The following is a 13,705-nucleotide window of genomic DNA, read 5'->3' as shown; positions in this document are numbered from 1 at the left end:
AACACCCGTACGAACGTAGGGAAAAGCAGCTTGAAGCGAGCAGACGTACTGAGGGATCTCGCGCAGCCTGAGCTTGTTCCGCTTTGGCGGACACCTTTGGTGTGGTGGTCAGGCTGCGAGTGCGGCCTCGTAGTCGGCGGGGCTGCGGTAGCCGAGGCTGCTGTGGAGCCGGTGCAAGTTGTACCAGCTCTCGATCCACTCGAAGATCGCGGTGCGGGCGGCTGCCCGGGGGGGCCAGGGCTGGGTGCCCAGCTCGTTCTTCAGGGTGGAGAAGAACGACTCCGCGAGAGCGTTGTCCCAGCACTGACCGGTGCGGCCGACGGACAACCGGACGTTGAACTTGGCTGCCAGAACGGCGAATTCGTGACCGGTGTACTGGCAGCCGCGATCGGAGTGGAAGATCACCGGGCCGACTGGCCTACGGCCTCGGCAAGCAGCCGCCAGGGCGTCGGCGACGAGTTCGGTTCGCAGGTGGTCGGCAGTGGCCCAGCCGACGACGCGGCGGGAGGCGATGTCGATGACGGTCGCCAGGTAGAGCCAGCCCTCGTCGGTCGCGATGTAGGTGATGTCGCCGCACCAGCGGGTGTCGATGGCCGACCAGTCGGGCCGGAAGTCACGAAGCACCAGGTCAGGCCGGGTGGCGGCGTGAGGGTCGGGGATCGTGGTGCGGTGTCGTCGTTGACGGTTCCTGCCGGCCAGGCCAGCCTCCCGCATGAGTCGTGCCACCCGCCGGCGCCCGCAGTCGGCGCCTTCGCGCTGGAGGACGGCATGAACACGTGGGGCCCCGTAGGTTCCGCGGGACTGTTCGTGCACGGCAGTGATCTGTTCGGTCAGCTCGATGTCGCGCAGTGCGCGAGGGCCGGGGCTGCCGGTTCGGCAGGCGTAGTAGGCGGTCCGGGAGACCTGGAGCAGTTCACACGCCCGTTTGACGCTGTGGCCTGCGGTTTTCTCCGCCTCGATGAACGGGTGCACCGTCACCGGGTCTCCTTCGCGAAGAAAGCCGTCGCACGCTTGAGGACCTCCGCGTCCTCCCGCAGTCTGCGGTTCTCCCGCCGCAAAGCGGCCAGTTCCTCGCGTTCGCTGCTGGTCAGGCCGTCGCGTTCGCCCGCGTCGACCTCGGCCCGCTTCACCCAGTCCCGCACCGCGGTCTCGGTCAGATCGAAGTCCTTGGCAACCTGACCGACCGAGCGGTCACCACGTCGGCACAGCTCGACGATCTCGGCCTTGAAATCCGGCGTGAACGAGCGCCGAGGACGCGGCTTCCTCTTCCCCATGCTCTCCATGATGAACATCATCCTTCCGGGGCGGGAGCCCCTGATCTCCGATGTCCGTCAAAGCGAAGCAAGCCCAGCCGTGGAACGTCGCCGTTCACTCGACATCGGACCTCGCGGGCAGCGTTGCCAAGGCTGCGACCGCGGACGAGAAGGCCAAGCGGGAAAAGAACCAGGCCCCTCTGCGCCGCAAACCAGAGCTTCGTCCCCTCCCTATGAAGCCACTCGGTCTGTCGCTCCAACTGACTCCCTGGGACGTACTCCACGCTCTGGGCCGGGCCAACGTCCTCGCCCGCCAGGGCGCGGGGCGAGGACTTGCCCAGCACTGGGCCAGCCTGAAGTACTGCCAGGCCCTCACCGGCAACGACGGCCGCCACATCGCTCTGTCCACCGAGGGCCGTAACCCCAGGCGCCACTACGCGGCCGCACAGTCGAGCGAGCTCGGCATCGGCTTCGCCCTGGCCCTCGCCCGGCGCGCACTCGCCGCTCAATGCGGAGGAGGGAAGCCATTCAGCGTCGGCTTGGCGGACATGTGAATTCCGGGCTACCGGGCCAGCCCGTCACTGCGGCTCCCTCCGAGGACCGGAAACGGATACCGCTCAGCGGCGGGATCAGGTGCTACACGGGCGGCTTGGTTGTCGTACCAGCCCGCGAGTGCACACAGAGCCAAAAAGCCGAGGCTGGGGATCAGTTGCTGATACCAGATGAGATTCAGGAAGAGCGGTGCGAAGCCGAGAGGGAATGCGATGCCTGCCACGCATACCAGGGCGCAGTTCTTCCGACAGCCGGCCAGGCGCATTGCAGCCCACAGGGTCAAGGGGAGCGTTATCAGCAGGTTGTAGGGGATGAGGATCCAGAACAGCCCGAGTGCGTCGGTCATGTTGAGCAGTGTGAGTGAGGCGGTTCCTGCGGCGGTGGCTTTGGCGATCCGCACCAGCGTGCGCGCTCGTGGCGGGCTGCCTGACGGCCTGCTCTGTAGCCAGCCGTCGTACCAGCCGAGGACTGCGCACGCGGTCAGGAAGGCGGCGTACTCCGCTGCCCAGGGCCAGCTGTTGGTGACCGTGCTGTGGGGAAGGCTGAGCCCGCCTACGTAGGGGAGGGCGTAGTTGCCCTTCTCTCCTGCTAAGCGCATGAGTGCCCATAAGGCGATGGGTGGTGCGAGTACGTCAGCCATGTCGCTGTGCACCTGGCGGGCGAGCCACGCGATGAGCAGGGTGAGGCCCGCGGCGGCGGCCGCTTTACCGGCACGGTCGGCGTGAGCGCGTAAGAGGGTCATGGGGCCATCTTTGGTGCCGGCGTCGGGTGGGGTCTATCCGTGCGGGTACTCACCTGCAGGAGGGGACCGGCCCGCACCCTCCGTGAGGTGGGTGCGGGCCGGCCTGTCAGGTCACGGTCACGTCCGCTGGAGTGGTGTATCGACGGCCACTCGGTGATCTCGGTTTTGAGGTTATGCGGTGAGTTCGGTCGGGATGGCGGGTTCGTCGGTTTCTGACTCGATCGGGTGGAGGCGGGCCTTGGCGAGGAGTTCGCGGCCCATGTAGCGGCGGGCTTCGGTCCATTCGTCGTTCTGCTCGACCAGGACCGCGCCGACCAGGCGGATCACGGCGGTGCGGTCGGGGAAGATCCCGACCACGTCGGTGCGGCGGCGGATCTCCTTGTTCAGCCGTTCCTGCGGGTTGTTCGACCAGATCTGCTTCCAGATCTCGCGCGGGAAGGCGGCGAAGGCCAACAGCTCGTGCTGGGCGGCGTCGAGGTGCTCGGCGGCCCTGGGGAACTTGGCCTCCAGGGCATCGAGGACGTGTCGCATCTGGGCCTGCACGGCATCGGTGTCGGGCTGTTCGAACACGGTCCGCAGCAGTGTGGCGACCCAGGGCTGGGCGGACTTGGGGACCTGACAGAGCAGGTTGCGGGCGTAGTGGGTGCGGCATCGCTGCCACGATGCTCCGGGCAGGACCGCGCCGATCGCGTTCACCAGGCCGGTGTGGGCGTCGGAGATGACGAGCTGGACGCCGGTGAGGCCGCGGGCGATCAGGGAGCGGAGGAAGGCCAGCCAGCCGGCGCCGTCCTCGGCGGTGGCCACGTCGATGCCGAGGATCTCGCGGTGTCCGTCGGCGTTGACGCCGACTGCGATCAGCGCGTGGACGTTGATGATCCGGCCGCCTTCACGGAGTTTCTGCGTGAGCGCGTCGACCCAGACGAACGAGTACGGGCCGGCGTCCAGCGGCCGGTTACGGAAGGCTGCGACCTGCTCGTCCAGGTGCTTGGCCATCGCGCTGACCTGTGACTTCGACAACTGGGTGACGCCGAGAGACTCGGCGAGCTTCTCGACCCGGCGGGTGGAGACACCGAGCAGGTAGGCGGTGGCGACCACCGAGATCAGGGCCTGCTCGGCCCGGCGGCGGCGTTCCAGGAGCCAGTGCGGGAAGTAACTGCCCTGACGCAACTTGGGCACGGCCAGCTCGACGGTGCCGGCGCGGGTATCCCACTCGCGCGGGCGATATCCGTTGCGGTGGTTGACCCGCTCGTCGCTGACCTGCCCGTACTCGGCGCCGCAGAGGGCGTCGGCCTCCGCCGACATGAGCGCATCGGCGAACGTCTTGACCATCACGCGCAGCAGATCGGGACTCGCCGCGGCAAGGTTGTTCTCGGCGAGGGCGTGCAGGGGCAGACTGTCTGGTGCGGTCATCGTGCTGATCTCCTTCGAGGCTTCGACACTTCGAAGATCAGCCGGTGGCCGTTCGTCTACGCGGGCATCAGCCCGATGCCGGAGCAAACCCCCGGATCAGGTCGAACCCGTACACCACTCCCCAGGACGCAACCGCCGGGAAGCCGGCGCGCTACAGCGTGTGGGCGCACACCTGCGGCAGGGTCGGTCATGTCCGAATCCTCTCGCCCAGCGAAACACTGCTGCCGACGCTAGAAACCCTGAGATCGAACCGCTGCCGAAATAGCGATCGCTTCGCCTGAACGAAGGAGACGAGGCTGTTGCTGCGTTCGTCGTCGGGTGGATGACTGCACCCGTGGCGCCAGCGAGGACGGCCGGGCGCGGCCCCAACGACGTCGGGCTCCACGTGGCAGAGGCCGTCACGAAGCACCGACACGGCCCCTGCGCCGGCGACATGCGCGACTGCCGGCGACGGCGCTTGCGTGATCAGCACCAGGGGCTGATGCTGACCGATTGCTGACCAAAGCCCTGCTGTCAGGCCGCTGACCTGCGGAAACGTCCAGATGTCAGATGTTGGACCTGAACATGGTGCGCAGCATGTTGGTCTCCTGTAAGACGGCTCCCTGCCTGCTTTCTGCAGGTCAAGGGCGGTCCTCACCCTACACTGGCGCACGTCGGATCGGAGGGTGGAAAGAACGTCGTTCCCCTCCTGGCGAGAAGGCTCCCTGCCTGCACTTCAGCGCGCACCAGGCCGCCTGTGGTGGCCCAGGGGGGCGGTCTCAGCTGTTGCCGGCGGAGATTCTCACCTCGCCCTCGGGGTGGCGCGTGCGGGCTCCGAAAGCCGTGACGGCGGCGGTGACCGCCAGCGCGGCAAGCAGGGCGAACAGGGCGGGGTAGCCGCCGAGGGGGCCGGCCAGGAGGGCCCCGGCGAAGGGGGCGAGGGCGGCGGCTGCGTGGGCGGGTGCGCCGAGGAGTCCGGAGAGGCGGCCGTAGTGGGTGGTGCCCCAGCGGTCGGTGATTGCGGTGGCCTGGAGGAGAGTGAGGTTCCCTCGGATCACCCCGGCGAGGACGGAGACGGCGACGAGTAGGGCGTAGGGGCCTGCCGCAGTCGCAAGAGCCGCGGTGGTGAGGGCACCGAGGGCGATCAGGGTGACGGTGCGGGCGGTGACGCCCAAGGAGCGGGCGAGGGAGGCGTACAGAGTGCGGCCGAGGGTCTGGCCGGCGCCGCCGAGTCCGAGGGCCCACGCGGCCTGGGTGGTGGTGTAGCCGCGTTCGATCAGGAGGGGGACGAGGCCGATGACGACCGCGTACATGGCGAACGCGGACAGGGTGAAGGTGACGGCCAGCATCCAGAACGCCCGGCTGCGCACCACGGCTTCGTGGCCGCCGGTGACGTGCGGCGGGCTCGGCGGAGCCGGTGGCCACGGGGCTCGCAACGCGAACGCGTGGGCGGGGACGGTCAGCACGGCGAGAATGCCGGCCAGGACCGTGTAGGTGGCGCGCCAGGACAGGTGGTCGGCGAGGGTCGCGGTCAGGGGTGCGAAGACGGTGGAGGCGAGTCCGCCGGCGACGGTGACGATGGTGAGCGCGCGGATGTGGTCCGGGGCCCACCAGCGGGTGAGGGCGGCGAAGGCGGGCTGGTAGAGGATGGCGGCCATCGCCGCTCCGGCAAGCAGCCATCCGGCGAAGAAGGCTGGCTGGTTGGGGGCCGCGGCTATCACGAGGAGGCTCAGCGAACCCAGGATGGAGCCGGTCGTCATGACGGTGCGGGGCCCGCGACGGTCGAGGACACGGCCGACGTGGATCCCGGCGATGGCGGAGACGACGAGGGCGGCGGAGAACGCTGCGGTGGTCGCGCCCGCGCTCCAGCCGGTGTCGGCGGTGATGGCCGGGTTGAGGACGATGAAGGCGTAGTACACGATGCCCCAGCTGGTGATCTGGGTGAGGCAGAGGGCGGGCAGGACGGCGCGTGGCCGCGACCGGACCCCCGTCCCGGTCGCGGCCACGCCGCTTTGAAGGCCGCTCACCTCAGCAGCCGCCGGAGGAGGCGGGAACGGGAGCGGCGCCGATGGTGAGGGTGGCCGGGGCCGCGCAGCACCCGCCGCCGGCCTCCTCGGTGGCTGCGGGTTCGTCGAAGAGGCCCGCGCCGCCGCACACCCCGGTCTCGGGGAGGGTGAGTTCGACGCGCTCGGCGGCTTCGTGGTCGCCGGCGAGGTGGGCGGCGATGGAGCGGACCTGCTCGTAGCCGGTCATGGCGAGGAAGGTGGGGGCGCGACCGTAGGACTTCATGCCGACGAGGTAGACGTCCTTCTCCGGGTGGGAGAGCTCGTTCACGCCGTGCGGGTAGACGGTGCCGCAGGAGTGCTGGTTGGGGTCGATCAGCGGCGCCAGCTCCACCGGGGCCTGCAGGCGCTCGTCCAGGCCGAGACGAAGCTCGTTCAGGAAGGACAGGTCGGGGCGGAAGCCGGTGAGGACGATGACCTCGTCCACCGGGTCCAGACGGCGGCCGTCCTCCCCGACGAGGACCACGCGGCCGTCCCCGTCACGCTCGAAGGCGTCGGTCCGGAAGCCGGTGACCGCGTCCGCGTACCCGCCGTCGACCGCAGCCTTCGCCGCCAGGCCCAGGGCGCCGCGGGCGGGGAGCTGGTCGGCTTCCCCGCCGCCGAAGGTGGAACCGGAGATGCCGCGGCGCAGGATCCAGGTGGTGTGGGTGCCAGTGCCGCCGTCGGCCTTGGCGAGATCGGCGAGGTAGGCGAGGGCGGTGAAGGCGGAGGCGCCGGAGCCGATGACCGCGGTGCGCTTGCCCGCGTAACGGGCACGGACGGCAGGGTCCTTCAGGTCCGGGACGCGGTGGGTGATGCGGTCCTCGGCGGCCTTCTCGCCGAGGGCGGCGAGTCCGCTGCCGCCGGCGGGGCCGGGGGTGGACCAGGTGCCGGAGGCGTCGATGACCGCGCGGGCCAGGACCCGCTGCTCGCGGCCGTCGGCGTTCTCGTAGTGGACGACGAAGGGCTGGGCCTCGCGGTCGGCGTCGACGATGCGGTCGCGGCCGGTACGGGAGACGCCGGTGACGCGGGCGTCGTAGCGGACCCGCTCGCCGAGCACGTCGGCCAGCGGCTGGAGGTACCGCTCGGCCCAGTCCCCGCCGGAGGGGTAGGTGCCCTCGGCAGGCTTGACCCAGCCGGTGGGTGCCAGGAGATTCTCGGCGGCCGGGTCGACGACCTCGCCCCAGCGGGAGAACAGCCGCACGTGGGCCCACTCGCGGACGGCGGATCCGGCGGTGGTCCCGGCTTCCAGGACGAGGGGTTCGAGGCCTCGGCCGACGAGGTGGGCGGCGGCCGCGAGGCCGGCGGGGCCGGCTCCGATGACGACGACGGGCAGCTCGGTGGTGGTCTCGTTCATGACGACTCCCTCGTGTTTCGACGTTTGTCTATGACTTGCGTGATCAGCATGGCATCTGCATCGACAGGCGTCAACATAGACGTTCATCTAATTCACCGGCACCGGGCGGCGCATGGCCGCAGGCCGGGCCGAGGGCGGGGTTCGTCGTCGAGTTGGAGGGCGGCGCACCACTGTCGGGCCGGGCGGTGGTCGCCGCCCCGGGCAGGTTCGGCCGCCCGCACCGCCCGCACCGCTCGGACCCGCCACCCCTGTCGGGCTGGTTCGACATGTGTCAACATAGACGTATGTCGAATGCGAAGGTGCTGCCACTCCTGGAGCCCGAAACCGTCGCGCCCTGCTGCCCCCCGCTGACCGAACGCCCCATGTCCGCGGACGAGGCGGAGGCCGCGGCGAAGATGTTCAAGGCCCTCGGTGACCCCGTGCGCCTGCGCCTGTTCTCCGCCGTCGCCTCCCACGAGGGCGGCGAGGCGTGCGTGTGCGACATCTCCGACGTCGGCGTCTCCCAGCCCACCGTCTCCCACCACCTCAAGAAGCTCAAGGAGGCCGGGCTGCTGTCCTCGGAGCGCCGCGGCACGTGGGTCTACTACCGGGTCGAGCCGTCCGTGCTCGCCGCCATGGGCGCGCTGCTGGCCGGCGCCGCGAAGGCGGCGTGACCGACGTGCGGGTCGAGGAACTTCTCCCGGAGCATGCCGAACAGGTGCTGGGCATTTACCAGGCAGGGATCGACGAAGGCAACGCGACCTTCGAAACGGAGGCCCCGGACTGGGCCTCGTTCGACAAGGCCAAGCTGCCCGGCCACCGCTTCGTCGCCCTCGATGACAACGGCGGCCGGGTGCTGGGCTGGGTCGCGGCGAGCGCGGTCTCCGACCGGTGCGCGTACGCGGGTGTGGTCGAGCACTCCGTGTACGTCCACCCCGACGCCCGCGGCCGCGGCGTCGCCCGAGCACTCCTGGAAGCGCTGATCGCTTCCACGGAGGCGGCGGGGATCTGGACGATCCAGTCCGGGATCTTCCCCGAGAACAGCGCCAGCCTCGCCCTGCATGCGCGGGCCGGGTTCCGGATCATCGGCACCCGCGAACGGATCGGCCGCCACCAGGGGGTCTGGCGGGACGTGATCCTGCTGGAGCGCCGCAGCCCCGTCCTCACGTAAAGCGGTTCACTGCGGCTCAGGTGGGTCAGGTGGGTCAAGTGGGTCAGGCAGCGCCGAGCACGGCGGGTGCCGGGCAGGACGGGGATCCGCGGGTCGGAGGTCTCGACGAGTCCCGGGGCCGCGAGCCGGTGGCATTCCCCGAAGCTGCAACCTGGCCGTGGCGGGAGGGCCGGTGATTGGCAAGGATGCCGTGATGCGTACCGACCCGAACCTTGCCGGTCTCCGCCCCACACACACAGCACCCGTGGTCTTCGCCGCGGGTGCCGCGATCGGAGTGCTGGGCGGGATGATCGGGCTGGGCGGTGCGGAGTTCCGCCTCCCGCTGCTGATCGGCCTCTTCGGCTTCGCCGCGCTCTCGGCCGTCATCCTCAACAAGGCGATGAGCCTGGTCGTGGTCCTGGTCGCGCTCCCCGCCCGGCTGGCCGCGGTCCCGGCAGCCGACGTGGCCGCTCGCTGGCCCGTCGCCGCCAACCTCCTGGCCGGCAGCCTGCTCGGTGCGTGGGCCGGCGCTTCCTGGGCCGTGCGCATGCGCTCTGCCACGCTCTACCGGGTCCTGTCCGCCCTCATGGTGCTCATGGCGGCCGCCTTGGTCCTCACGCACACCACCGCACCGGGCACGCTCGACCTGCCACTGTGGGCGCGAATTCCCGCCGGGACAGCGGCCGGATTCGGCATCGGCGTGGTCGCAGCGATCATGGGCGTCGCCGGAGGGGAACTGCTGATCCCGACGATCGTGCTGCTCTTCGGCGAGGACATCAGGACCGCCGGCAGCCTGTCCCTGCTGGTGTCGCTGCCGACCATGCTCGTCGCCTTCGCCCGCTACAGCCGCGACGGCAGCTTCGCCGTCCTGGGCGACAACCTCCGCTTCACCACCGTCATGGCCTCAGGCTCCATCGCCGGCGCCGTCCTGGGCGGAGTGCTTCTCGGGGTCTTCCCCGACCTGGTCCTGATCCCCGCGCTGGCCGTGATCCTGCTCGTCTCCGCGCACAAGCTGGCCCGGCACGACTGACTTCACCGGACCTTCGGTCAGGTCAGCACGTCGCGGATCTGCCGCGCGGCGTCGCGGGCGGGGCGGCCGACGCCGATGAGGGTGGCGGAGGCGGGGCCGGTCCAGTCGCCGTAGCCGACGAGGTGCAGGCGAGATTCGTCCACGGCCTGGGTACCGGCCGTGGCGACATGCCCGCGGGTGCCGCGCAGACGCAGGGCCGAGAAGGGGGCGATTGCGGGGCGGAACCCCGTGCACCAGATGATCGCGTCGGCGTCTGCGGCGGTGCCGTCCGCCCTCTCCACGCCGGTCGTGGTCAGCCGACTGAACATCGGCGTCGCGGTCACGAGTCCGGCGTCGCGGGCGGCGCGTACGGGTGGGACGGCGACGATGTCGCCGAGGGAGGCGACGCCGCCGGTGTCGGTGCGGCCTTCGTCCAGGGCGCGGCGACGGGCGGTGGCGTGGTCGAAGAGGGCACGGCCGTCGATGTGGTCGTCGAGGTAGTCGACGACATGGCGCGCGTCGGGGTAGGTCTGGCCGGGCTGGACCGGCATGAGCCGCCCGGGCAGCGACGAGTACTCCGCCGGGGAGAACAGGCGCAGGGAGTCCCAGGCGTGCTGCCAGGCCCTGCCGGGCGCCGCCCGGGCGTCGAGGATGACGTGCTCGATGCCCAGACGGCGCAGGTGGTAGCCGGCGGCGAGCCCGGACTGGCCGCCGCCGATCACCACCACGTCGGTGCGCCGCGTCAGGCTGCGGGCGTCCCGGACCCGGTCCTGCCGCGCATGAAGATGACCGCCGCCAACGCCAGACCCACCACTGCCCCGACCAGCTGCATGGCGACGAACCCGGGCACCGAGGACGGGGCGATGCCCGCGAAGGTGTCGGTGAAGGCGCGTCCCACCGTGACGGCCGGGTTGGCGAAGGAGGTGGAGGAGGTGAACCAGTACGCGGCGCCGATGTACGAGGCCACGGCGACCGGCGCGAAGCGCAGCCGGTCCGACTTCGCCAGGCCGAAGACCAGCAGGATCAGGCCCGCGGTGGCCACCACCTCGCCGAGGAGGAGGTTGCCGGCAGAGCGGTCGTGCTGCGACCACTTGACCAGCGGCTCGCCGAACATCGCGTCGGCGAGGATCGCCCCCGCGATCGCGCCGACGATCTGCGAGGGCAGGTAGACGGCAAGCTCGCGGGCGTTCACGCCGGCGCCGCCGCGGCGGGCGGTCCACCACTCAGCAAGGGTGACGGCGGGGTTGAAGTGGGCACCGGAAACCGGGCCGAGGAGGGCGATCAGGACGCCGAGGCCGAAGACGGTGGCCGTGGAGTTGGCCAGCAGCTGCAGGGCCACGTCGTCGGTGAGCTCGGTGGCCTGGATGCCGGAGCCGACCACGATCGCGACCAGGGCGGCGGTGCCGACCAGCTCGGCGGCCGCGCGGGCGATCAGCGGGGTACGGGGCGGAGTCGCGCCGGGTGCGGGCTGCGGCGCCGTGTCGGCGGCTATGGCGTCGCTCGCGGCGGGCTCGGTGGCGGTCAAGACTGGTTCTCCTCGGACAGGTGAGGCAGGGTGGACGAGGCCGCGAGGGCCTACGGGCAGGACCGCTTGAGGTTCGCTTCGGCGGTGGCTCGCGCGGTCCGGGCGAGGTCGGCGAACTGACCGGCGAGTGCTTCGATGACTTCCGGGCGCAGGCGGTAGTAGATGTACCTCCCGCAGGGCTCCGTCTCCACGACCCCGGCCTCCCGCAGCACCTTCATGTGGTTGGAGAGGTTCGTCTGCTTCGCGCCCGTCTCCTCCACCAGGTGGGTGGTGCAGAGCGTCTCGCGGGCGAGCAGGGTCACGATCCGGAGCCTGAGCGGGTCGGCCAGAACCCGGATCAGATCAGTGTCGACTGACGTCATCATGGACTGATACTGTCACATCAGTTGGGGCTGACACCAGCCCGAGCTGATCCTGTTGGCTCCTTTGAACGGGATCGCCATGCCCCCGCCTTCCTCGCCCCTCCCTGCCGGACGAACGCCCGGCCGCCGGGGCCGGCATCCGCGACGCCCTCGACGCCCACATCCCAAGGAAGAACAGATGTCCTCCGCTCCTGCCGCCTCCGTCCTGTTCGTCTGCATCCACAACGCGGGCCGCTCCCAGATGGCGGCCGGGTTCCTGCGCCACCTCGCAGGCGACCGCGTCGAGGTCCGCTCCGCCGGCTCCGTGCCCGGCGACCGGATCAACCCCTCGGCCGTGGCCGCGATGGCCGAGCTGGGCATCGACATCTCCGACCAGAAGCCGAAGGTCCTCACCCCCGAGGCCGCCCAGGCGTCCGACTACATCATCACCATGGGCTGCGGCGACGCCTGCCCGTACTTCCCCGGCAAGACCTACCTCGACTGGCAGCTCGAGGACCCGGCCGGCCAGGGCGTCGAGGCCGTCCGGCCCATCCGCGACGAGATCAAGGGCCTCGTCGAGGGCCTGATCGCCGAGATCGACGCCAAGTCGAACGCCTGAGGCACACGACGTTCATCCGATGCCCGGGATGAGGGAGACCAGCAGGTCGATTACGCGGGGGCCGTCCCAGTCGTGTACGGCCACCAGCAGCGGGGTGCCGCCGGAGGCGGAGACCGAGTCCGCCCAGCCGACGGCCTCGGCCGGTACGGTGCCGCCGCGCAGCGCCACCCAGTCGGCGACCTCGGCCGCCGCGCCCTTGCGGATGGCGACGCCCGCGCCGTTCGGCCAGCTCAGGTTGAGCCCGCTCATCCGGGTCTTCGCGCTGAACTCCACGAAGCGCGGATTGCTCAACTCGCCCTCGACCGGGGGCTGCACGCCGTACTGATGCGCCAGGGCGACGACGGAGCGGCCCTCGGGCGTCTCGTCGGCGAGCGAGGACAGCTGGGCCGCCTCCGCGAGCCTGCCCGGGTCCTGGCCCGGCAGCGGGATGAAGGCGGCGCCTCACGGTTGCCCAGGGTGATGGTGCCGGTCTTGTTTAGGAGCAGGGTGCCGACGTCACCGGCCGCTTCCACCGCCCGGCCGGACATGGCGAGGACGTTGCGCTGGACCAGGCGGTCCATGCCCGCGATGCCGATCGCGGACAGCAGGGCGGCGATGGTGGTGGGGATGAGGGTGACCAGCAGGGCCACGAGGACGGCGGTGCTCTGTGCGGCACCGGCGTACTCGGCCATCGGCTGGAGGGTGATCACCACCAGGATGAAGACGATCGTGAGGGCGGCGAGCAGGATGTTGAGGGCGATCTCGTTCGGGGTCCGCTGCCGGGCGGCGCCCTCGACCAGGGCGATCATGCGGTCGAGGAAACTGTTGCCCGGGCGGGAGGTGACGCGGACGACGATGGAGTCCGACAGGACCGTCGTGCCGCCGGTGACGCCGGACCTGTCGCCGCCCGACTCGCGCAGGACGGGCGCGGATTCGCCCGTGACGGCCGACTCGTCGACCATCGCCGCCCCGTCCACGATGTCGCCGTCGGCGGGGATCAGCTCCCCTGCCTCGACCAGGACGAAGTCCATGGGGTGGAGTTCGGCCGGGGTGACGGCCTCGGTCTCGGCCCGGTGCGCGTTCGTACCGTAGGACCAGTGCTTGATCCGCAGCGCGACGGTATCGGTGCGCGCGTTGCGCAGGGAGGCGGCCTGGGCGCGTCCGCGCCCCTCGGCCACTGCCTCGGCGAGGTTCGCGAACAGCACCGTCAGCCACAGCCAGCCGCTGATCAGCCATGTGAAGACCGAGGGATTGACCACGGCCGACAGGGTGGTCAGGACCGAACCGACCGCGACGACCAGCAGCACCGGCTTCCGCACCAGCGCGCGGGTGCAGCTTGCGCACCGCCTCACCGGCCGCCTCCGTGAGCTGCCCCGGCTCCAGCAGCCGGGCCGGCCGGCCCGGGCGGCGACGGGGCGGTCTGGTGACGGGCGGCGGTGGCGGGCTCCCCAGGCCCGGAGGGGTGTGCTGCGCGGTGGCGGCGGAATGCATGCGAAGTAGACCTTCTGACGTGAAGCAGGAGACGGCCGGCTGGTCGGGTCGGCCGGGTGCACGGCGCGGGCCGGCCGTACGGGAAGGCGCCGCTGCCCGGGCCCTGATGGCATGGGCCCCTCAGCCGTCGCACGCACTGTGTCCGGGCCCCCGGCAGCGGGAACGGCAGGAAGCTATCGGACCGGACGCCCACGGAGCCGGTCCGGGAGGAGGAATTGCCGCCGCCTTGACGCGGGTGCCGGGAATGCCGTCAACAGGCCGTCAGCGTTCCGTATGC

At 70.8% G+C, this 13,705-nt stretch carries 14 protein-coding genes and 1 pseudogene; 5 read left to right on the top strand and 10 right to left on the bottom strand.

Annotation, left to right across the window (positions count from 1 at the left end):
- Positions 1–108: 108 nt before the first annotated feature.
- Together ACIF6F_RS06000 and ACIF6F_RS05995 are read right to left on the bottom strand one after the other, a co-directional pair.
- Positions 109–978 (bottom strand): IS3 family transposase, encoded by an 870-nt coding sequence (locus ACIF6F_RS06000; RefSeq protein WP_399941785.1) that lies wholly within the window; start codon positions 976–978, stop codon positions 109–111.
- A complete protein-coding gene (locus ACIF6F_RS05995) occupies positions 975–1,283 on the bottom strand; it encodes a transposase (protein WP_399941782.1) in 309 nt (102 codons plus the stop codon). The genes ACIF6F_RS06000 and ACIF6F_RS05995 overlap by 4 nt, the downstream gene beginning before the upstream one ends.
- A 203-nt stretch (positions 1,284–1,486) precedes the next feature.
- Between ACIF6F_RS05995 and ACIF6F_RS05990 the strand changes: the two genes are divergently transcribed.
- Positions 1,487–1,807 (top strand): hypothetical protein, encoded by a 321-nt coding sequence (locus tag ACIF6F_RS05990; RefSeq protein ID WP_399941779.1) that lies wholly within the window; start codon positions 1,487–1,489, stop codon positions 1,805–1,807.
- Between the two features lie 8 nt (positions 1,808–1,815).
- On the opposite strand, the gene ACIF6F_RS05985 is transcribed toward ACIF6F_RS05990, so the two are convergent.
- The 4 genes from ACIF6F_RS05985 to ACIF6F_RS05970 form a co-directional block, all read right to left on the bottom strand.
- Positions 1,816–2,547 (bottom strand): hypothetical protein, encoded by a 732-nt coding sequence (locus tag ACIF6F_RS05985; protein WP_399941776.1) that lies wholly within the window; start codon positions 2,545–2,547, stop codon positions 1,816–1,818.
- Positions 2,548–2,718: 171 nt separating this feature from the next.
- The gene (locus ACIF6F_RS05980) at positions 2,719–3,957 is read right to left on the bottom strand and encodes an IS256 family transposase (RefSeq protein ID WP_399941774.1); all 1,239 of its coding nucleotides are present in this window, start codon (positions 3,955–3,957) and stop codon (positions 2,719–2,721) included.
- Between the two features lie 758 nt (positions 3,958–4,715).
- Entirely contained in the window at positions 4,716–5,942 is a 1,227-nt protein-coding gene (locus ACIF6F_RS05975) for an MFS transporter (protein ID WP_399941772.1), read from the bottom strand.
- A gap of 22 nt (positions 5,943–5,964) precedes the next feature.
- A complete protein-coding gene (locus tag ACIF6F_RS05970) occupies positions 5,965–7,335 on the bottom strand; it encodes an NAD(P)-binding domain-containing protein (protein ID WP_399941770.1) in 1,371 nt (456 codons plus the stop codon).
- A gap of 284 nt (positions 7,336–7,619) precedes the next feature.
- On the opposite strand from ACIF6F_RS05970, the gene ACIF6F_RS05965 reads away from it, so the two are divergent.
- From ACIF6F_RS05965 to ACIF6F_RS05955, 3 genes are all read left to right on the top strand, one after another.
- Positions 7,620–7,988 (top strand): ArsR/SmtB family transcription factor, encoded by a 369-nt coding sequence (locus ACIF6F_RS05965; RefSeq protein ID WP_399941767.1) that lies wholly within the window; start codon positions 7,620–7,622, stop codon positions 7,986–7,988.
- Complete coding sequence (locus ACIF6F_RS05960; protein ID WP_399941764.1) at positions 7,985–8,485, top strand: GNAT family N-acetyltransferase; 501 nt, start codon at positions 7,985–7,987, stop codon at positions 8,483–8,485. Before ACIF6F_RS05965 ends, ACIF6F_RS05960 begins: the two co-directional genes overlap by 4 nt.
- 193 nt (positions 8,486–8,678) lie before the next feature.
- Positions 8,679–9,494, top strand: a complete 816-nt coding sequence (locus ACIF6F_RS05955) for a sulfite exporter TauE/SafE family protein (RefSeq protein ID WP_399941762.1) — start codon at positions 8,679–8,681, stop codon at positions 9,492–9,494.
- A gap of 17 nt (positions 9,495–9,511) precedes the next feature.
- Here the strand turns inward: ACIF6F_RS05955 and ACIF6F_RS05950 are convergent, their stop codons facing one another.
- From ACIF6F_RS05950 to ACIF6F_RS05940, 3 genes are read right to left on the bottom strand one after another with little or no spacing between them, the layout of a single operon-like run.
- Entirely contained in the window at positions 9,512–10,219 is a 708-nt protein-coding gene (locus ACIF6F_RS05950; protein WP_399942199.1) for an FAD-dependent oxidoreductase, read from the bottom strand.
- Positions 10,216–10,998 carry an aquaporin gene (locus tag ACIF6F_RS05945; protein WP_399941759.1) on the bottom strand — a complete coding sequence of 261 codons (783 nt, stop codon included), beginning with the start codon at positions 10,996–10,998 and terminating at the stop codon, positions 10,216–10,218. Before ACIF6F_RS05945 ends, ACIF6F_RS05950 begins: the two co-directional genes overlap by 4 nt.
- A gap of 50 nt (positions 10,999–11,048) precedes the next feature.
- On the bottom strand, positions 11,049–11,363 hold the full coding sequence (locus tag ACIF6F_RS05940; protein WP_399941756.1) for an ArsR/SmtB family transcription factor: 315 nt from the start codon (positions 11,361–11,363) through the stop codon (positions 11,049–11,051).
- A gap of 175 nt (positions 11,364–11,538) precedes the next feature.
- On the opposite strand from ACIF6F_RS05940, the gene ACIF6F_RS05935 reads away from it, so the two are divergent.
- Entirely contained in the window at positions 11,539–11,958 is a 420-nt protein-coding gene (locus ACIF6F_RS05935) for an arsenate reductase ArsC (RefSeq protein WP_399941753.1), read from the top strand.
- A 39-nt stretch (positions 11,959–11,997) separates the two neighbouring features.
- Here ACIF6F_RS05935 and ACIF6F_RS05930 read toward each other — a convergent pair.
- Positions 11,998–13,428: pseudogene (locus ACIF6F_RS05930) on the bottom strand (HAD-IC family P-type ATPase); the annotation flags it as partial.
- Positions 13,429–13,705 lie beyond the last annotated feature (277 nt).

Source organism: Streptomyces sp. NPDC086023 (genome assembly GCF_044540325.1).
Taxonomy (GTDB): domain Bacteria; phylum Actinomycetota; class Actinomycetes; order Streptomycetales; family Streptomycetaceae; genus Streptomyces.
This window is presented reverse-complemented; position numbering and strand designations above follow the sequence as displayed.